17 protein-coding genes are annotated in these 19462 nt (G+C 60.9%); 4 read left to right on the plus strand and 13 right to left on the minus strand.

Annotated elements, in window-relative coordinates; genetic code table 11:
• Positions 1–12 precede the first annotated feature (12 nt).
• Together FHX76_RS05290 and FHX76_RS05295 are read right to left on the minus strand one after the other, a co-directional pair.
• Positions 13–675, minus strand: a complete 663-nt coding sequence (locus tag FHX76_RS05290; protein WP_167148605.1) for a DMP19 family protein — start codon at positions 673–675, stop codon at positions 13–15.
• Positions 676–724: 49 nt separating this feature from the next.
• A complete protein-coding gene (locus FHX76_RS05295) occupies positions 725–1615 on the minus strand; it encodes a LysR family transcriptional regulator (RefSeq protein WP_167148607.1) in 891 nt (296 codons plus the stop codon).
• 129 nt (positions 1616–1744) lie between these two features.
• Between FHX76_RS05295 and FHX76_RS05300 the strand changes: the two genes are divergently transcribed.
• Positions 1745–3064: an MFS transporter gene (locus tag FHX76_RS05300; RefSeq protein ID WP_167148609.1), complete on the plus strand. Its 1320-nt coding sequence runs from the start codon at positions 1745–1747 to the stop codon at positions 3062–3064.
• A gap of 6 nt (positions 3065–3070) precedes the next feature.
• On the plus strand, positions 3071–4705 hold the full coding sequence (locus FHX76_RS05305; RefSeq protein WP_167148611.1) for an amidohydrolase: 1635 nt from the start codon (positions 3071–3073) through the stop codon (positions 4703–4705).
• 56 nt (positions 4706–4761) lie between these two features.
• Here FHX76_RS05305 and FHX76_RS05310 read toward each other — a convergent pair whose 3' ends face one another.
• From FHX76_RS05310 to FHX76_RS05350, 9 genes are all read right to left on the minus strand, one after another.
• Positions 4762–5874, minus strand: a complete 1113-nt coding sequence (locus FHX76_RS05310) for a DNA alkylation repair protein (RefSeq protein ID WP_167148613.1) — start codon at positions 5872–5874, stop codon at positions 4762–4764.
• Positions 5875–6057: 183 nt separating this feature from the next.
• Positions 6058–6828, minus strand: coding sequence for a VOC family protein (locus FHX76_RS05315; protein WP_167148615.1), 771 nt, complete (start codon positions 6826–6828; stop codon positions 6058–6060).
• 69 nt (positions 6829–6897) lie between these two features.
• Positions 6898–8832, minus strand: coding sequence for a DUF2207 domain-containing protein (locus tag FHX76_RS05320; protein ID WP_167148617.1), 1935 nt, complete (start codon positions 8830–8832; stop codon positions 6898–6900).
• A gap of 35 nt (positions 8833–8867) precedes the next feature.
• The gene (locus FHX76_RS05325; protein WP_167148620.1) at positions 8868–10334 is read right to left on the minus strand and encodes an aromatic amino acid lyase; all 1467 of its coding nucleotides are present in this window, start codon (positions 10332–10334) and stop codon (positions 8868–8870) included.
• Between the two features lie 32 nt (positions 10335–10366).
• Entirely contained in the window at positions 10367–11281 is a 915-nt protein-coding gene (locus FHX76_RS05330) for an ABC transporter substrate-binding protein (RefSeq protein WP_167148622.1), read from the minus strand.
• Between the two features lie 82 nt (positions 11282–11363).
• Complete coding sequence (locus FHX76_RS05335; RefSeq protein WP_167148624.1) at positions 11364–12080, minus strand: ABC transporter permease subunit; 717 nt, start codon at positions 12078–12080, stop codon at positions 11364–11366.
• The gene (locus FHX76_RS05340; RefSeq protein WP_167148626.1) at positions 12077–12727 is read right to left on the minus strand and encodes an ABC transporter permease subunit; all 651 of its coding nucleotides are present in this window, start codon (positions 12725–12727) and stop codon (positions 12077–12079) included. The genes FHX76_RS05335 and FHX76_RS05340 overlap by 4 nt, the downstream gene beginning before the upstream one ends.
• Positions 12724–13812, minus strand: coding sequence for an ABC transporter ATP-binding protein (locus tag FHX76_RS05345; protein ID WP_167148628.1), 1089 nt, complete (start codon positions 13810–13812; stop codon positions 12724–12726). Before FHX76_RS05345 ends, FHX76_RS05340 begins: the two co-directional genes overlap by 4 nt.
• Entirely contained in the window at positions 13809–14537 is a 729-nt protein-coding gene (locus FHX76_RS05350) for an IclR family transcriptional regulator (RefSeq protein ID WP_167148630.1), read from the minus strand. Before FHX76_RS05350 ends, FHX76_RS05345 begins: the two co-directional genes overlap by 4 nt.
• Before the next feature lie 242 nt (positions 14538–14779).
• Between FHX76_RS05350 and FHX76_RS05355 the strand changes: the two genes are divergently transcribed.
• Both FHX76_RS05355 and FHX76_RS05360 read left to right on the plus strand, forming a co-directional pair.
• Positions 14780–15706 (plus strand): ABC transporter ATP-binding protein, encoded by a 927-nt coding sequence (locus tag FHX76_RS05355; RefSeq protein ID WP_167148632.1) that lies wholly within the window; start codon positions 14780–14782, stop codon positions 15704–15706.
• A complete protein-coding gene (locus tag FHX76_RS05360; protein WP_167148634.1) occupies positions 15696–16502 on the plus strand; it encodes an ABC transporter permease subunit in 807 nt (268 codons plus the stop codon). The genes FHX76_RS05355 and FHX76_RS05360 overlap by 11 nt, the downstream gene beginning before the upstream one ends.
• A 559-nt stretch (positions 16503–17061) precedes the next feature.
• Here the strand turns inward: FHX76_RS05360 and FHX76_RS05365 are convergent.
• Both FHX76_RS05365 and FHX76_RS05370 read right to left on the minus strand, forming a co-directional pair.
• Complete coding sequence (locus FHX76_RS05365; protein WP_167148636.1) at positions 17062–17460, minus strand: hypothetical protein; 399 nt, start codon at positions 17458–17460, stop codon at positions 17062–17064.
• Between the two features lie 832 nt (positions 17461–18292).
• Entirely contained in the window at positions 18293–18643 is a 351-nt protein-coding gene (locus tag FHX76_RS05370; protein ID WP_167148638.1) for a hypothetical protein, read from the minus strand.
• Positions 18644–19462: the final 819 nt, after the last annotated feature.

Genomic DNA, 19462 nt, shown 5'->3' on the forward strand with positions numbered 1-19462 from the left:
CAGGGCAGACTGTTAGTCTGTGGAGGTTGGACCCGGTTTTTTGGCATCCTCTTGGCCGTCAGATGCACCGGCGGCATCTGCACGTCGTGTCGCTTCAATCACGCGAGCGGCGATGAAGGGTCTCAGCCGATCACGGCGAACGGGCACGAGGTCGGGATGCCTGCGCAGCCAAGCCCCATTGAGTTCGCTGAGGTCTGCCCGTGAGTTCAGAGTTTCAAACTCTGACACCAACGCGTTGAGTTCGGCGGCAACACCCGCAGCGGCACCGGCAAAGAGACCCGGTTTTTTGCCCAGTTTCTGCGCCTTCGTTGGCGGTTTACCGTCAAGAAATTTGTCTTGGGTTCGCTCTGGCAGCGCATCCCAGACGGCAAGTTGACGCTCAAACAGGTCGCTGTGATCACCAGCACCCATTGCCTGCAGCCCGTGCGCGATGAGCCCGGCGACCGCTGGGCTCGTTCCTCCGTTGTGGGCTACCTGGGCAAAGCCAAGGTCGAGCATCTGTGCCGTGTAAAAGTCAACGTAATAGCTCAGCACCGTTCCTTCTGGAAGGTCGGCAAACTGGATGCCGTTCTCAACGAGCGCGTTCACGACCGATACGAGCGACGCAACGACACGGTCGTCGCTTTCTGCAAGGCTCTCCTCGGAAACAACGATGCCCTCTGCTGGTACTCTCACCGCACCAGCCTAGCCCGATTGACCCGCTATCCGGACCCGAACTGGCTTGCTACACCTCGGCACAATTACACGATTCGCGTCCACGCGAGAGATAGATAAGTCGGTCGAGCAGGTGATGGATAGCCTGGTCCGCGTAATGGCCTGGAGCCCAGGCCGCGTAGAGCGGCACCGTGAGGCAGGCGCCCTTGTGACTAATGGGATGCGGTGTGACGTTGCTAAAGGCGATGCCCGTGATGATCGGGAATCCTTTGCCTGCCGTCGCGAGCGCCTGTGCGACGGCAACCGATCTCATCTCACGCATGAAGCTGAGGTCGAGCCCGGCCTCAGCGGCTGCCTCGTCGAATCGGATGCGAGAGTAGTGCGTGCGAGTCATGACGATGAGCTTCTGGGCGTCTAAGTTGGAAAGGTTGACGGAGCCAGGAGCAAACGGGTCGTTCTCAATGCGAGAGACAACCTGAATATGTGCGTCGACGAGGCGCCGTGATTCGAGTTCACCCGGTGGCACTACGGTGCTGAGGCCGAGGTCGGCCTGCCCGTCCGCAATGCGGTGGAAGACGTCAGTCGGTTCAACCGAAAGCACGTCGGCCACGTTAATGTCGGGCTCGCTCGCAACGAGCGGCGCGATGAGGGCCTCAATGGTTGATTCTGGCGCAATAATCTGCAGCGGAGGCGAGACCCCTTCCGCGAGGGCAGCGACAAAGCTTCTCGCACGATCCGAGCGAGCGAGAAGGTCACGGGCAACGGGAAGAAACAGTTTTCCCGTTGCGCTCAGCACCGTGTGGTTGCGGTGCTGTTGCAAAAGGGTCACACCGAGCGAGGCTTCGAGGCCCCTCAGCTGGCGGGATACCGACGGCTGCGAGACGCGCACAGCATCGGCGGCGGCCGTCACCGAACCGAAATCTGCCACCGCCACAAAGTATTCGAGGACTCTGAGATTCATTATGCCTCCAAGGCATGACTTTACGTACTTTTTGGTCTTAGACAAGCATGAAGTTTCGCTCGATACTAAGTCAAGGCCGTCCAAGGCCGCCACACTGCATCCCCCGTTACCCGATTCAATGGAGAAACTATGGTTACGACCGCAACACCCGACACGCTGCCCCAAGATAGGGCGCGGCGCTCCACGATCGCCGCGTTTGTTGGCACCTCAATCGAGTGGTACGACTTTTACATCTTTGGCACAGCGTCTGCCCTCGTCTTCGCCCCACTGTTTTTCCCAGGCGCTGACCCCGTCACCGGCCTGCTTGCGTCGTTCGCGACCTTCTGGGTCGGCTTCATTGCGCGGCCAATCGGCGGCGTCATCTTCGGCCACCTCGGTGACCGTCTTGGCCGAAAGAATGTGCTCGTCACAACGCTGCTCCTCATGGGCGTTGCAACCACAATCATCGGCCTCCTGCCAACGTTTGAGACAATCGGCATAGCCGCGCCCATCATCCTTGTGCTCTGCCGCGCACTTCAAGGCATCGCCGTCGGCGGCGAATGGGGTGGGGCCGTACTGCTCGCTACTGAAAACTCAACAGAACTCAATAAGGGCAAAGCCGGGATGTGGGTGCAGCAGGGCTCCCCCGTTGGGTCGATCCTTGCCACCGCAACGTTCGCAATTGCGGGATTTTCGATGAGCAACGAGGCCTTCATGGCCTGGGGCTGGCGCATCCCGTTCCTCCTCTCGGCGGTACTCGTCATCGTTGGATTGGTCATTCGCCTCAAGGTTGAAGAATCCGCAGATTTTGCCGAGGTCAAAAAGACCAACGAGGTTGTCAAGGTTCCACTCGCGACGCTCTTTGGCAAGCACACCCCGCTCGTGCTTCTCGGCATCGGCGCCAGCGCCATCGGAATCTCCTCCGCCTACTTCACAAACACGTTTGCGCTCTCATGGACCACCTCATCACTCGGCGTTGACCGAGGCACAATGCTGATGGTGCTGTTCTGCGTCTCCATTCTGCAGTTCATCGTGCAGCCGTTTGCTCCGCGGTTCTCGCAACGACTCGGCCGCACACGATTTATGGCCACCGTGCTTGGGCTGAATATCGTCATGGTTGTTCCGATGTTCTTGCTTATTCTCACCGGTAACCCCATCCTGATCGGGCTGGGCCTCGCCCTCTCTATTGCAACGGGGGCTAGCTACTACGCCATGCTTTCGAGCTTCCTCGCGGATGTCTTCCCAGCGAACATCCGGTACACGGGCGTCTCCGTGTCGTACCAGGTCTGCGGGATGCTCATCGGAGGGTCGACCCCACTTATCGCCCAGCTTCTGCTCTCGGCGTCAGGAGGCACCCATCCCTGGTTTGTCGCCGCGTACTACACGGTACTGATCGTTCTCACGCTCGTGAGCGTACTTGCCCTCAGCAAACGCATGTCCACGGCCAAACTTTCCCTCAACCACATCTAGGAACCAATGCTTCTCGACACACTTTTCACCAACGGACAGATTCACACCGGCGTTGCCGGGGCCGCAGTTGCATCGCGTCTCGGGGTGATAGGCGGACGAATCGTTGGTCTCGACGATGATCTTGACGGTGTGAGCGCGCGCAATACTGTCGATCTTGACGGCCAAACCATCGTCCCAGGGTTCAACGATGCACACAGGCACCTCGTCTTCCACGGCTTTCGCCTCATGCAGCTCAACCTGCGCCCGGAACGAGTCTCGACGCTCGCCGATTTCCTCGAAGCGGTTCGGCTTCACGCGGCTACGCTCGCGCCTGACGCCTGGATCATCGGCGGCGGCTATGACCAGAACATCATTGGCCGGCACCCAACTGCGGAAGAACTTGATGCCGTGAGCGGAGGGCGACCGGCCTGGCTGTCACACGTCTCCGAGCATATGGGCGTTGGCAACTCGAAGGCGTTTGCCTTGGCTGGCTGGAGCGATCGGCTCAACGTGCCCGAGATTGAGGGCGGATTTGTCGAGCGCGATTCGACAGGGCGAGCCGTTGGTTTGCTGCAGGAAAAAGCGCAGGCCATCATCGTCAAGGCCCTGCCGAGCCGCACAACCGCCGATGTGCTCGATGCCATCGCGACCGGTGGCGCCGACGCGCTCAGTAACGGCATCACCAGCTTTACCGACCCAGGACTCTTCTCAGTGCTCGCGGAAACGAACGAGTTTGGCGACGTCGCCGTCTACCAGGATGCGCTTGAGCTTGGCATACTCCCCCTTCGAGCCAACCTCATGCCCTACATCACAAGTTTGCACAGTCTTCCCTTTTCGTCTCAGGGCGGCCCAGGTTTTGGACTCGATCACGGGATGCGCACCGGCCTCGGCAACGAATGGCTACGTATCGGGGGTACAAAGGTACTCAGCGACGGGTCACTCATTGGGCGGTCCGCATTCATGTGCTGCGACTATCACGGCGAGCCGGGCAACAGGGGGCTCCTCCAATTCGCGGAGGGCGACCTCAACGACTGGTTGCGGGCGGCGCACCGCTCCGGATGGCAGATCGCGGCCCACGCAATCGGCGACGGCGCGATCAACACCATCCTCGACATCCTTGAGCAGGCAAACGCTGAGCATCCACGCGCCAACGCGCGGCACCGCATTGAGCACTTTGGCGTGAGCTCACCAGAACAGGTGGCTCGCGCCGCCGCACTTGGTATCGTCCCCGTACCCCAGCCTCATTTTGTATCGGAGTTTGGCGACGGGATGATCGCTGCGCTTGGTCAAGAGCGCGCCGATTGGGCCTACAGGGGCCAGTCGCTGCTCGATGCTGGCATCGTCGTTCCCGGCAGCAGCGACGCGCCCGTCGCCAACGGGTCAGCGCTGTTTGGCATTCATGACGCGGTAAATCGACGCACCGCGTCAGGCGCGTATGTCGGGCGTACAGAAGCAGTGTCGGTCGAAGACGCCGTTCGCTCGTTTACGTACGGCTCCGCGTTTGCAAGCCACGAGGAGCGGATCAAGGGCACGCTCCGGAGAGGAATGCTCGCCGACTTTGTTGCGCTTTCGCAGGACATCTTTACCGTTGAACACGACGCGATTCGCGAGGTCGCCGTCACAAAAACAATCATCGGCGGCGAAGTGGCCTATGCGAGCTAGCTCGGTCATGGCGATACTATGCGTTCGCCACTGCGCCGGTGCTACTTCAGTGCAGGCTAGGCAGGCACCGTCAGTTCAAAATCAACACGACCAACCGGTGAACCGTTGAGCTGCACCTCAATGGCGTGCTGGCCAGGGTGATACTTGCGTGTTGAGATAACAGCGAAGGAGTGCGACCGGCGCAGTTCGAGCGTTTGGCCAGGCTGAAGTGTTGCGGTCGTGAGCTTAAACACCTTGCCCGTCTGCGTGCCGTTGGCTTTCTGGTGGAACAGCGTGTAGTCAACGACCATCCGCTGCGGCTGCGTGCCAACGTTGCGAAGGGTGATCGCAAACGGGAGAGCCTCCCCAAGAGCGACGGCACTCGTCTCGACCGCTGGCCCAGTGACCTCAACTCCTACAACCGGAGCAAAACCGAGGAGTGCGAGCGCCTCTGGATCGCCCTTCTTGACGAGCGTGCGCAGAGAATGCTTCACGAGTTGACTCGTGTTCTCGTCACCATCAGCGAGCCAGCGCGTCGCCGTTTCGCAAACAACCTCTGGATGCTTGCGGCTCAGATCGTTGAGGTGGTTGGCAACCGAGCGCCGCACGTATTCGCTGGGATCGCGATAGAGGGCGTCAAGAATTGGCAACGTGATGCGCGGATCGGCGGCCAGCCCAGCGACCTGCGTTCCCCAGGGGAGGTACTGTCTCGTGCCCTCGCTCGCGAATCGCCTGACGTGTTCGTCTGGGTGCATTGTCCACTCACGCACAACAAGGAGCGCCCTGTCGAGGTCGCGGCTGAGCAACGGCCGAATGGCCCACTCGCTCGTGAGCCGTGGGGTGAGGTCGGCGAGGAGGTACAGCGCAGCTTCAAAGGCCGAGGGATTGCTGCCAAGTTCGGCGAGCGCGGCGGCGGCGACCGCCTCACCAACCGGCCAGATAAGCCACCCGGCGAAGTCGTCCCGCGCAAGGGCTGCCGTCGTCACGCGCTGCACTTCGGCAAAACTGGCTCCGCAGTCACTGAGATACGCGTCTCGAAGCAGATCGGTGCGGGCCCGAAGGGTCAGGCCCTTCATCCCTTCAACGGCCGCTGACAGTGCGGAAGCCTCGGTGCCAGGTCGCTGCTCAAGCACAGCGTCACGCAGGAGCTCGACAGTTGCTGGGCTGATGAGTTCGTCAGCGAGTGGCATGCGAAGGGTTCCTTTTGCAGTTCGGTGGGTGCGGCACGATCAGCACCGACACGTTAGAATATATGTTCTAATCTCATGCATAGCCTAGCAGGAACGATGAGTCGCGTGGAGCACGCAAACGCGCCATCGACGCCGCCGTCGCGACTGCCCTCTTGTCACCATCGAGAGTTGGGCATACAACCGTTATCGCTGCACCTGAATCAGTTTGAAGGCTGCCCCGAGCGGGTCGAGGACGGTCACCATCCGGCCAAACGGGGTGTCCCTGATCCGATCAACGATCGTGCCTCCAAGCTCAACCGCCCGAGCGGCTGACGCATCGGTATTCGCGACCGAGAAGTAAACAAGCCACTGCGACGAATCGTCGTCGAGCAAGAATTGTTGCCCGTCCATAATGCCGGCCTTTGCGTTCTCTCGGACGCCAAGGGTGCAGTACCGAAAGTCGTCATTATCGCTCATCACCGACGTGTTCCAGCCGAAGGCCTCCTGGTAAAACGACACGGCCGACGGATAATCCTTCGTCTGCAGCTCGAACCACGCCGGAGTCCCAGGCGCCTGGACCTCGTCAAAGCCAAGGTGGGTGCCAGCCTGCCATCCACCAACCGTTGCGCCTGATGGGTCAGTTGCAACGACCATGGTGCCGAGGTCGTGCACCCGGTGGTTGATCTGGACGAGGCCACCGGTCTCGGCAATGATATGAGCGGCCGCGTCCGCGTTGTCGATATTGAGATACACCGTCCAGAAATCGGGAATCACCCCGTTGGTGTTGTTCGGCATCATCCCTGCGATCTGCTTGTCATCAAGGAAAAAATTGATGTAGCCACCCAACTCGCTTCCGCCTTCGCGGGGAGTCCAGCCGAACAGCTGGGAGTAAAACTCACCGGCCACCAGGGGGTCAGAGCTAAACAGGTCGATCCATACGGGTTCGCCGGTTGTGGTCTGGATGAACGTTGACATCGGTACCCCTCGTTGCGCGATTGGCGTGTGTGCCCTCATCGTACCGCGCTGCGCACACGCTTCAACAGGCTAGCGGCCGCCGCCGCCACCGCCACCACCGCCACCACCAGAGAATCCGCCACCCATCGAGCCGCCAGAGAAGCTTCCGCCACTCGACGACGAGCTCGGAGCTGAGGTCGCTTGTGTGGTCTGCGCCGAGAATCCGGCGACCGAGGTGCTGAATCTGGCCGCGTTGAACATGGTTGCCGAGACAAACCAGTCGGGCTGCTCACTCAACTGTTCATAGTGAACAGCGAGCGCCTCTGACCAGCTCTTCTCGATGTTCCACAGCACAGCGTACGGGAGGAGTTTCTCGTAGAGTTTGACGACAGCCCTCGGGTCTGAGGCATCAACTCGATCTGCGGTGTTCACGAGCCCTGCCGCGTTCTCGGGGATGAACGGGACCCGGTCGGCTCCAGTCACCGACTGCAGCATGGCAAACCGGTCCTTCTCTGCCAGCTCAAGGTAAACCTTAAGCCCCTTGATGTACTCCTCCATCTCGGCACCCGCTGAGGTGAGCTGCCTCGGTTTCACTGAAAGAACGGTGACCGAAACGAGGAGGATCAGCCCGCCAGCCCCCGCGATAAAGGTGTATCCACTCTCAGCATTTGTCATGAGCGTGATCGCGGCCGAGCCAATGGCGAGCACCGCAAACAGGAACGATCCACCAAGCCACAGTTTTGGCAGCGGCTGACTCGGGAGCGCACGCCAGCCCTTTGTCATCATGCGAGGCTTGACCTTTGCGAGCACGGTTTGCATCTTGCTTGCCCTCTCCGCATCGGGGCCGGTGAGCTCGATCACGGCGCCGGGGGCGGGATTTGGCCCAAACAGGGCCTTGATGAGATCAATTTCGAGGTCGTCAAGCCCATCCAACGTGCGAAACTCAAGCGTGAAGGGGTTCTTGGCCTTACTGCCTTTCTTGGTCACCGCATAGTCGAGGATGCGCACATTGTGCCGAACCGCAAAGCTCACGAGTTGGGCAGGCAGCGCGCTGCGCACCGTCGAAATAATGTTCTGCGCCTCAAGCAGGTTGAGGTTCTTGGGAACCGTGTACTGCGGGATGATGATGCCACGCCCCTGCGGAGCCTTCCACAGGCGGGCGCGCGCGATGCACAACATGACAAACGAGGCAAGCCCAAGGCCAACGAGCGTGAGTGGCAGAACGGTGTTCCACCACTGCTGCCGAGGAGCCGCGGGAATGACAAACGTGTCGCGGTCAAAGCCAACCGCGATGGTCATGTTCTCTTGAGCCCCGACTCCCCCGTCAACAGAGGCCCGGAAGAATGCCGGGTCGCTCGGGTCTTGCTCGATCTCACATCCGGCAGTGCTGCCCTGTCCGCCCGAATAGCAGGCAGCGTTACCGTTCAGCGAATCAACGAGTTCTGGGGCGACACGGAGCTCAACGTTGACCTCGTCAAAGGGCTGGGCCCACTCGGTGCCGTTTGTGTCCCAGTAGAACTCATTTGCGTTGGTATTTGAAAAGTCACGCACAACGTTGGTCTGTTCATACGTCAACACAAACGTGTGCTCCCCGAGCAGGTACTCGTCAGTTCCAACCGAAACAGCAAGAAAGTTGCCGTCCCGCTCAGTCTCGTACGGGACCGGCTGGCCGAGGGAATCCGTGACCGAGCCAAAGCGGGTGTTGAGGTCGACCCCGTTGTAGTCGGTCGGGATGTATCGAATGATGCCGCGGTTCTGCGGATAGTCCGGGAACTGGGCGACGAGCGTCTCGACGGTCCTGAGGTTCGACTCGTTGTCGACGCCCCTGCTCAGCAAATATTCGGCGTGAAAGCTTGAAAACCGAAAGTCATTCACATCGGCCGACGCCGACTGGACGGAAACGGCCAGCGAGCCAACGATGGCCGTGACGGTGAACCCAAGAAGGGCCACTGCGGCAAGGAGTTTTTGGGGGAAGCCATGCAGAGACGGCGTTCGTCGAGACAGCGTTCGCATTCGTCGAGTCATACTTCGAGGATAGTGCGCGCCAGCTCCTGTCCCCTTCAGGAAGCGCCGTGACCAGCAGCTCCAAGGGATTCAACGCGGCGGATTGCGGCGTCAAGCCTCGCGTCAAGATCGGCATCGTGGTCGTCGGTGCCGAGCTCGTTTCCTTGAGTGAGGGCCATGCGCAGCAGCGGCGACACAAGGTCGGAGGGCGTGACTCCCTGTTGCCTCAGCGCTCGAACCGCTGACATCCATTCGGCGGCAAGAATGACCGCCGTGGCGTCGAGCTGTTGCTCGAGCTGGTCGACGGATGCCGTCGAGAAACTCGCGTCCTCCTCCGCCCCCAACGACAACACCACTGAATCAAGTGCGGAAGGAGTTGCAGCCGCTCGCGCCGTTGCGAGGGCAGAGGCAGCCACATACTCGTGCATCATCAGACCAGAGGAGCCTGAGGGTCCCTCAGCCAAGAATCGATCACGGCCGGTAAACGCTGGATCATGAAGGAGCGTAATGCGGCGAACGGCAAGCGCAAGCGGCTCGGCAACCGCAAGCCGAAGCGAGTCGAGTCGGTGCGCAAGAACGCTGGCAAAGAAGCTCGCGTTGTGGGCGACGTCGCCACGGCCTGACGTATCGCCGGCAGAGACGATCAGTGGATTTTCCTGCGGCGCAGATATCTGCAATTCGATGGTTCTGCGCAGGTGGGCCGCCTCATCCCAGAGCGGCGCGTACAGAACGGGGATCGCCCGAAGGCAGTACGGGTCCTGGATGCGGGCTTGGCTGCCCGATCCTTCCGTGAGCGTCCGCATGGCGGCTGCCACCGCTTCTGCCCCGTCGCTCCCAGCCGCAGCGGCGACCCTGTGGTCAAACGCTTCGAGGTTGCCTGACATCGCTCTGCAGCTTAAGGCCGCAACGACGAGCGCGGCTTGCCGCTGGGCGTCGAGACGCGCGAGCGAAAGCGCCGCGCGCCCAAGCGTCAGCGCATTGCTGCTGATAAAGGGAAGCGCATCGTGCGCTGTCCACGTCTTGAACACCGGAGCATCCATTCCGGTCACCGTCGGTCGCTCCCCCGCAAGGGTGAGCGCTGTTGCCGCGAAGGCGTGCAAGTCTCCGGTACCGATTGCACCCCACCGGCGCACGGCGGGAAGGGCGTTGGCCGAGATCATGGCGGCAAGCGCATCCACAATCTCGATTGCAACGCCAGACCCGCCGGCCGCCAACTGTGAGAGCCGCACAATCAGTGCGGCCCTCACCCGGTCAGCCGGCTGGAACGGGCCAGCGTCGATCGCGTGGCTCCGCAACAACCGCATGGCGTGCTCGGAATCATCCTTGGCAATGGCCGCGGTCTTATTTGCCCCCACACCGGTGGTTCGGCCGTAGACGTCTCGCCTGCTGGCAGCATCCACCGCCTGCTCGCGGGAGCGGTTCACCCGTTCCCGCGCCTCAGCCGAAAGCGACACCGCTTCGTGCGAACGCACGGCCGAGACCAATTCGTCTAGCGAGAGATGAGTTCCGTTCAGTACGAGCATGCCGAGTCCGTTCTCCGGGGGTTGGTTGAGAGTTAGTCGAGGTTCTTTTCTTTGAGGAAGTCTGCTGCGATATCACCCATGTCTTCTAGTGCAGCAACACGACCGTTCATTTCGATGAGGTCCTCAGTTGTCAGGGCATCAGACACACTCTGCAGCACTGCCTTCACCTCGTCAGATGCTTTTGCGTCGCTAATGAGCGGAACAATGTTCTCGGCAAGGAAGAGCTTCTTGTTGTCCTCAAGGGTCACCAGGTCGTTCTCGCTGATTGCAAAATCGGTTGAGAACAGGTCGGCAACCTGGATCTGGCCGGAGAGCAGGGCGCTCAGGGTGAGCGGACCGCCAGCATCCAGCGCGGAGAAGTCTTTGAAGGTGAGGCCGTATACCTGTTCGAGGCCTTTCACACCGTTGATGCGGGTTTTCCACTCAGGTGGGCCTCCGAGCACAAGCTCATCGGCGTGTGCCACAAGATCCTCAATGGTTGTGAGGTTGTATTTCTCCGCCGTCTCTTTGGTCACGGTGAGCACGTCACCGTTCTGGGCGTCTGACTTTGGCAGCGCGATCAGTCCCTCCGGAAGCTTGCCGGCAAGCGCCTCAGACACCTCATCTGGGGTGACGGCGTCGGTCTCGGCGTCAAAGTACTGCAGCAGGGCACCGTTGTACTCAGGCAACAGGTCAATCGAGCCGTCTTGAATAGCCGGAATGTACACCTCGCGGCTGCCGATATTGAGCTTTTCGGTGACCTCGATGTCCTTTGCACGCAGCGCAGCGGCGTAGATCGTGGCGATGAGTTGGCTCTCAGGGAAGTCGGCAGAGCCAACGATAATCCCTGAACCGTCAGATCCTTTCACGGCGCCGTCTGCGGCCAGTGGGTCGGATGATGAACATCCGGTGAGGGCAAGCGCGGCAATAACCGCGGCGGCCGTTCCGATTCGAAAACGATGTGACATTGCGACTCCTTTGTGTGGGGGGGTGTTGGCAGAACAAAACATGATCTCCTGCGCTGGCGGGAGACGAAGCGGATGGTGCTGGTTACGCGGGAACCGGCACGCCGACCGTCTCCCGACGGCGTTCTTTCACCGTTCGACGAGACAGCCCCGGCGAGACGACTCGCTTGGTGAGATATCCAAGGCCAAGCTCAAACACGAGCGCAAGCGCCGCAACAAGCACAGCCCCTGCGGCCATTTGGCCGTAGTCGTTCTGAGCCCTGCCATCAATCAGCAGGCGGCCGAGACCACCAAGCGAAATGTAGGCGGCAACCGTAGCGGTCGAGATAATCTGCAACAGCGAACTCCTGATGCCCGACAAAATCAATGGCGTTGCGCACGGAATCTGCACCTGGGTCAACACGCGCATCGGGCGGAAGCCCATGCCCTTAGCGGCATCAACGGCCGACGCGTCAACGGCCATGATTCCGGCATAGGTGCTGGTCAGGATCGGCGGCACCGCAAGCAGCACAAGGACGATCAGGCTCGGGATGACAAACGCGAGGCGCGAGGCAAAGAACGGCGAAATGATCATAACCATGAGGATGAGCAGACCAACCGTCGGCAGCGCGCGGAGGGCGTTCGCAAGGCCGGCAACGAGAAACTGGCCCTTGCGGGTGTAGCCGATGTACAGGCCAAGCGGAATGGCGATGGCGCACGCAACGATAAGCGCAATAAACGAGTAGAGCAGGTGCTCGGCGAGCAGCATCCAGATGCCGTCTTTACCGGTCCAGTGTGCTGGGTCAGTGAGGTAATCGATCACGAGGTAACCACCTTCGGGGTCCAGGGAGTCAGGCGACGGGTGATGAACATGATGATCCCGTCGAGTACAAGGGCGAGCACCAGGCAGAGGATGATACCCGCGATGATCGGCGTATAAAACCGCAGCTGGAAGCCCTGCGTAAAGAGGCTGCCGATCTGCGGAATGCCAAGGAGCGCCGCGATCGACACCAGGCTGACGTTCGAGACGGCGGCAACGCGCATGCCCGCGCTGATCACCGGAATGCCAACGGGCAGCTCAACCAGCAAGAAACGTTGCCAGCCACGGTAACCCATCGCCGTTGCGGCCTGGATCGTTTCTTCGGGAACCGAGGCGAGCGCATCCGTCACGACCCTAACCAGCAGCGCGACCGTGTATACCGTGAGCGCAACAATGATGTTCAGCGGGTCGAGGATGCGCGTGCCAAGCACCTGCGGGAGCAACACAAACAGCGCGAGCGAGGGAACCGTGTACAGCAACCCTGCGGTTCCAATAATGGGCGTGTACACAATCCGCTTGCGATGCGCGAGCAGGCCGATGGGAAGCGCGATCAGCAGGCCAAGGATGAGCGGAGTCACGGCAAGCACAATGTGCCAACCGACGAGCCCAAGGATGTAGTCGGACTGCCTCGCAAGCCACTCGAAGTTCACGAAACTTTCACCCCTTCGAGTGCCGCAACCACGGTGGATGCCGTGACGGTGCCCTTGAACGTGCCAAGACCGTCAACAACAACTCCGCGGCGGCTGGGTGATGACAGTGCGGAGTCAAGGATCTGACGCATCGTCTCATCGTGACGTGCGTGCGTGCCGCTCAGGTTGAGGTGCTCCTCCCGGATGGGGCCGTCGGTTGTTGACGGCTCGACCCACCCAACGGGGCGCTGTGCGGTATCAAGCACCAGCACCCACGGCTCGGCGCCAAGGTGTGCAGGAACGGGCTCGCCAAGCACCGCGACGGGTTCGTCGGTCAGCTCCACCCTGCCGTCGACGCCAACAAAACCGAGGAAACGGTAGCCGCGGTCACGCCCGAGGAAATCAGCAACAAAGCTATCTGCTGGATTGGCTAGCAGCTCAGCAGGCGTGGCAAGTTGGGCAACTTTGCCACCAACGCGCATGACGGCGACCTTGTCGCCAAGTTTGAGTGCCTCGTCGATGTCGTGGGTCACCATGATGATGGTCTTGCCAATATCGGCTTGGAGCCGCAGGAATTCGTCTTGCAGCTGGGCACGCACAATCGGGTCGACCGCGCTAAACGGCTCATCCATGAGCATGTAGCGTGGGCTCGATGCGAGGGCTCTGGCCACGCCAACTCGCTGCTGTTGGCCGCCCGAAAGCTGCCAAGGGTAGCGTTTAGCAAACGTACGAGGCAGCCCAACCCGCTCGAGCAGCTCCTCGGCCTGAATGAGCGCCGTTCGCCGTTTTTCGCCAAGCAGGATGGGCATCGTCGCAACGTTCTCGGCGATCGTGCGATGCGGAAAGAGGCCAGCGTTCTGGATGACGTAGCCGATTCGACGCCTGAGCAGGGCAGGGTCCATATCTCCGGTGCGCTCGTTGCCAAGCAGGATCGAACCAGACGTCGGTTCGATGAGACGATTGATCATGCGGAGCGACGTTGTCTTGCCACAGCCGGAAGGGCCAACAAGCACGGTGAGCTCGCCATCAGCCGCCTCGAGGTTGAGGCCGTCAACGGCGACGGTGCCGTCTGGATAAGCCTTGGTCACGTTATCAAAGGTGATCATGAGATGTGTTCCGAGTTTCTGTTGCCGGTCATTGGGGGGAAAATGGTGCTCGCTGTGTCGACCAGCAGCGTTCCGATACGGTGATCTTTTGTGTCATCCATGCGATAGCTCGGCGCAACGACGCTCAGGGCTGCCACGATTTTGGTGCCAGAGTAAATGGGCGCCGCGATTGCGGTCACATCGTTTTCAACGCCCTGCTCTGCAATCACGTAGCCGGCCGGTGGACCTTTACCAAGCAGCGCCTGGCCTGCAGCACTCTCCCTGAGCGGGATGCTGCGGCCAACCCAGCTGGTGTGCCGCACCGAGTGTGTGCCCTCGGCGATGGCGATGTACACGCCCGATTCCTCGATGGAACGGATGCTCAGATAGGTCGATTCGCCCGTCACCTCTGCGATCTCATGCATCCGCTCGCTGCAGAGGGTGATGAGCGAATCCTGGCTCACGGCAAGGGCTCCGAACTGGATGACCCGGCTTCCTGGGCTGTACAGACCGCGGTCGTCGCGCCGGACGAAACCGGTCTGTTCAAGCGTTCGCAGCAGCCGAAGCGCGGTGCTCGGCGAGAGGTTCACGAGGTTCGCGGCCTCGCTCAGGGCAATATCGCTCTGCTCGCAAACGACCCCGAGCAGGCTCAGCGCCCGCTCAACTGTTCTGGTCGATGCGTCGGCGCGAGAGGACGGCTCGGCACGTCGTGGCGAGTTCGCCTTGGTTGATGAGTCTGCGGCCATGGATGCTCCTGTCGATCTTCGTTGTTCGATCTCGGCTATGCACTCGTCGATACGGTCGGGCATCCAGGCTCAACTACATCGTCGAAATATCACTCACTGAAATGTGATTTTCATCTTATGGCAAGATTATCGATTTTGTCCACTGGGGCAATCGACCTGTCGCGGCAGGTCTATAGTGACAACCATGAGTTCACGCGCCCCGTCGGGGCACGAACCCTGTGGATCAGATCGAAGGAACCACAATGAGCTACACGATAGAAACAGCCGACCTCACCAAACGCTTTGGCAGCAGGGTCGCCCTCAACAACATCTCGCTCCAGGTCCCGCCAGGAAAAATCTTCGGCCTCATCGGACCAAACGGCGCAGGCAAGACCACAACCATGCGCATCCTGCTTGACATCATGCGGCCAACATCCGGCACCGTCAGCGTTCTTGGCACGTCCCCGCACCGCGGCGGCGTAGGCCTGCGGAGGAAGATCGGATACCTGCCCGGTGAGCTTTCGCTCGAAGGGCGGGTCACCGGCCACGCCCTCCTCTCGCACTACGCAGATCTCAGCGGCGGCGTACCCCGCGCCGACATCACGGCGCTCACGGACCGCCTCGATCTTGACCTCAGCCGACAGGTGCACGGGCTCTCAAAAGGAAATAAACAAAAGCTTGGCATCGTGCAGGCCCTCATGCACCGACCGCCGCTGCTGGTCCTTGACGAACCAACCAGCGGGCTCGACCCGCTCGTGCAGCAGACTTTTCTTGAACTCGTACGCGAGGCGAGGGATGCGGGGCAGACCGTCCTGCTCAGCTCGCACGTCCTCAGCGAAATCGAGCAGGTAGCCGACGAAGTTGCGCTCCTTCGCCGAGGCGAAATCGCCACCGTCAGCACCGTCTCCGCCCTTCGCGAATCGGCGACGCGCCGAGTTGTCGCCAAGCTACGCGGCTCGACGAGCATCCTCGACACCCTGACCCAGGTGCAAGGCCTCACCGCAATAGAACACCAGCCAGGCGAGGAGGCCGACGGCGTTCTGCACATCTCAGGAGCGCTCGAAGGATCACCAGACCCGTTCATCAAAGCACTCGCGCGCTTCGACGTTCTCGATGTGAGCATCGAAGCACCAAACCTTGAAGATGCCGTGCTTGGCCTCTACGAGGGAGGGCAGACACATGAGCGCTAGCCGCCCGCTTCCACTGCTGCGCCACTCGCTCCGCGAGTCCTGGCGCTCGCTCATCGCCTGGGCCGTTGGACTCGTCGCGGCCCTCAGCCTGTATCTCCCGCTGTTCTCCTCCATCGGAGGCAACGCCTCGATGCAGGACCTCATCAAATCGCTCCCCCACGAACTCACCGCCGCAATCGGCTACGACAACATCAGCACGGGGTCTGGATACACCCAAAGCACCTTCTTCGGGCTCCTCGGTTTTGTGCTTGTCGTCATTGCTGGCACAGGCTGGGGAACCGCAGCCCTCGCCTCTGACGAAGAGCGAGGCACCCTCGAACTGACCCTCGCCCACGGCGTCACCCGGACCCAGGTGATACTTGAGCGCGCGGCATCCATCGCCCTGCGCTTTCTTGCCCTCGGAGCCATCGTTTGGGGCGTGATCGCTGCGCTCAACGGGCCAAGCAACCTCGACCTCAACCTCGGAAACGTCGGAATCGCGGTCCTTGGGCTGTGCGGGCTCGGGATGCTGGCCGCGGCCGCTTCCCTCACCGTTGGTTCCATCGTTGGCCGCCGCAGCATCGCACTCATGGGCGGCGCGGGAATCTCGGTCATCGCATATGTGCTCAACGCCGTGGCAAGCCAGTCGGACACGCTTTCCGCGCTCAAGGATTACTCGCCATATGCGTGGGCGTACCGAAGCGAACCGCTCGTGAACGGCTGGGACGGCAGCCAACTCTGGTTGCTCTACTCGCTCATCGCGCTGCTGCTCGTCATCGCGCTGGCGGCATTCAACCGCCGTGACGTGGGGGCGTAGGGGCGATGCCCGGCTGGCGCGGCAGCCGGGACGTGCTGGCTTGGTAGCCGCGGATCGCTGGCGCGGCAGCCACTGATCTGGCAGCCGCTGGTCTGGTAGCCGCTGGTCTGGTAGCCGCTGGCCGGTTGGCTTGGGAGCCACGACCGGCTGACTTGACAGCCGCGGCGTGGGCTGGGTGCTCTCATGCCGTCGAGCTTCACATGCCCTGGAGCTTCATTTGCGTTCCCGCCCTGTTAACAACCCTTGCCACGTGGCGAGTGCCCTCAAATCGCCCCAAAACGTCAATTTTAGGTCGATTTGGGGGCACTCGCCTGGCCTGCGGCATCCCTTTCCTTTGGTAGCAGTCGCTCTGCGCTGCGTGCTCGACCAGCGCGCGAGCCGCAATCCGCAATCCGCGCCGATTCCCCAGAACATCCGCGCAAATGCGCCACGAAAGCACAGAATGGTCACAGATCCACATAAGAATCAGGCCTTGGGTGGAGCTGCGACCATTCTGTGACGAATCACGACCAAAACGGACTGAGCTTGCGAAGAGAGCTGGTGATTCGTGTTGGCGAGCCTAGTCGTCAGTTGCGATGTGTTGCGGTTCAAGCGGGTACTTCGCAGCACATTCGTAAAAGGCGAGGTTACGGGAGGTCTCGTCCGCTCCGAGCGCGGATGAGAATGACAGGCTGTCACCGTCAATGGTGACCCCCTGCCCGAGGTCAATAAGGCACTGCCCATGTATTGCCGCCCATTCATCTTGTGCAATGCGACGCACAATATCGTAATAGGGCCGTTCGCCTCCGGTTCCATACGTCGTCCATTGGTCATCGAGGTAGGCGTTGGTGAGTTGCTCGACCTCAGCTTCTGAGTAGGATTTGTGCCCCGAACCAAGGTTGAGTGCCACCACGGTGGCCACAATTGCAGCGGCGGCGCCAGCGGCGCCAATCAAAAGAACACGTCGGGGGTGAGTCATCGATGACCTTTCGCGGGGGTCCACCCACAGTATCCGATTCTGCAGGCACACACGCGAGCACGTAGTTACGCAGTTACGCAGTTACGCAGTTACGCAGTTACGCAGTTACGCAGTTACGCAGTTACGCAGACCTTAGGCGCACCAACACCAACACCGACACCGACACCGACACCGACACCGACACCGACACCGACAAGCATGCCGATACCCCCTCGTGTACGCAAAATTGATCGCCCACCCGCTACCTCACTCATTCCCACTGCCCCACAGCCCCGACGCACACGGCCGATCGTCATGCCTTATCCATGACGATGCCCATACTCATATCCAGGCCTATGCCTATGCCAATGCCTATGCCTATGCCGCCCCTGGCTCAATTCAACAAGACCCCGCCAGACCCGCCATACCCCAGCCCGCCAGACCCCACCGTTTCAACCCTTGCCAGCCCTCGTAATCTCTAGTTCGCCTCGTCTCACCGTCCCGTCGCTGTTGCGAGTGCCCTCATATCGTTCCAAAACGGCGATTTTACGTCGATTTGAGGGCACTCGAAGCCACTTGGGGATGAGGTTGGAGCGGGTGGAATTGGTGGAATGGGTGAGCATTTACGGGTCGGGCAGGCGTGCGGGTGAGATTGGGCAGCTTTGAGAGGCTTAGCCGGGAGATCTAGCCGAGAGACCTAGCCGAGAGGCTCCGTCGAGAGACCTAACCAAGAGGCTCCGTCGAGAGACCTAACCAAGAGGCTCCGTCGAGAGACCTAACCAAGAGGCTCCGTCGAGAGACCTAACCAAGAGGCTCCGTCAAAAGACCTAACCAAGAGACCGAGCCGCAGGATTTAGCCGGGGCTCCATCCGGCCGAGCGGAGGGCCGAGGTCACGCGGTGAAGTGTGTCGGGCCATCCGGAGGCCAGGCCCGACGCCCTCACCCGAACCACCGCGTTCATCGCCAACATAAGATCCTCAAACCGATGGATGTCCCGCTCATATTGCCGCTTCGAGGTGCGATGTTGATCTCCGTCGTACTCGACGACCACACCGAATTCTGAGTACAACAGATCAACTCTCGCGATCCAGTTGCCGGCCGAATCACACACATCCACGTTCAATTCCGGCTCGGGTAGACCAGCATCCGCCAGCAAGAGACGCAGCAGGGTCTCTTGCCGCGAATCCGAGCCCTCACGAATCAAGCGCAGAGCGGTAGAGGCGGCACGTGCGTGGCGACCCGACCATCCGCTGACGCGTCGCGAAAGTTCATCGATAGATGTGAAAGGCCGCCCCGATCGTTCTGACCCAAATACAGGACAGCGGACCAGATAATCGCCAACAGCAACCAGGTCATGTCGTGAGAGTGTGCCAGCGAGTGACAGGAACAACGTACATGGGTCCGCGACCCGCAACGTGCGCGGCACGACTTGGGCGAGCACAGGTTCGCGCTGTCGACTTGTACGAGCATGAGGCGTTGCAACATTCTGGATGTCAACAGGCGGGACACCGCTCGATGCTGGTGCAATATGCTCAGCACCGCTGCCACAAAACCCGCCCACGTCCACAAGGTTTGCCCTCTGACTCGATATCAGAAGCGTTCGCACAGCAACCTCAGCGCCCGAGCTGAGGTGACCTATGACGCCCTTTCCCTTGGGGATGAGCGCGCGCCGGGGCGCGGACACGTGAAGGGTGACGTCGGATTCGACGGGCCGTGGAAGCGGGCAGCCATACAGCAGCGCCGCGGTCTCGTGGCTGAAGAATTGTTCGGTACGCATAATCACGGAGTAGGCCACGCATCGCGACAACAGGTCGAGCGGCAGGTGACAACTCATGCGTACTCCATGGAACGGCCGAAGAAGATCTGTACCTCGGAGCCGGGCCTCTGTCAGCCCGAGGGCGTAGGCGTCGCGAATGCGGACCGCGCTGTGGTGTAGCTCAGGGGGAAGGGCGATTCGTCGTGGCATGGCAACAACTGTGCCGTATCCCGGGTTTTGCTGCCCAAATTATCCACAGGCCCGTTC

This window comes from Lysinibacter cavernae, assembly GCF_011758565.1.
GTDB lineage: Bacteria > Actinomycetota > Actinomycetes > Actinomycetales > Microbacteriaceae > Lysinibacter > Lysinibacter cavernae.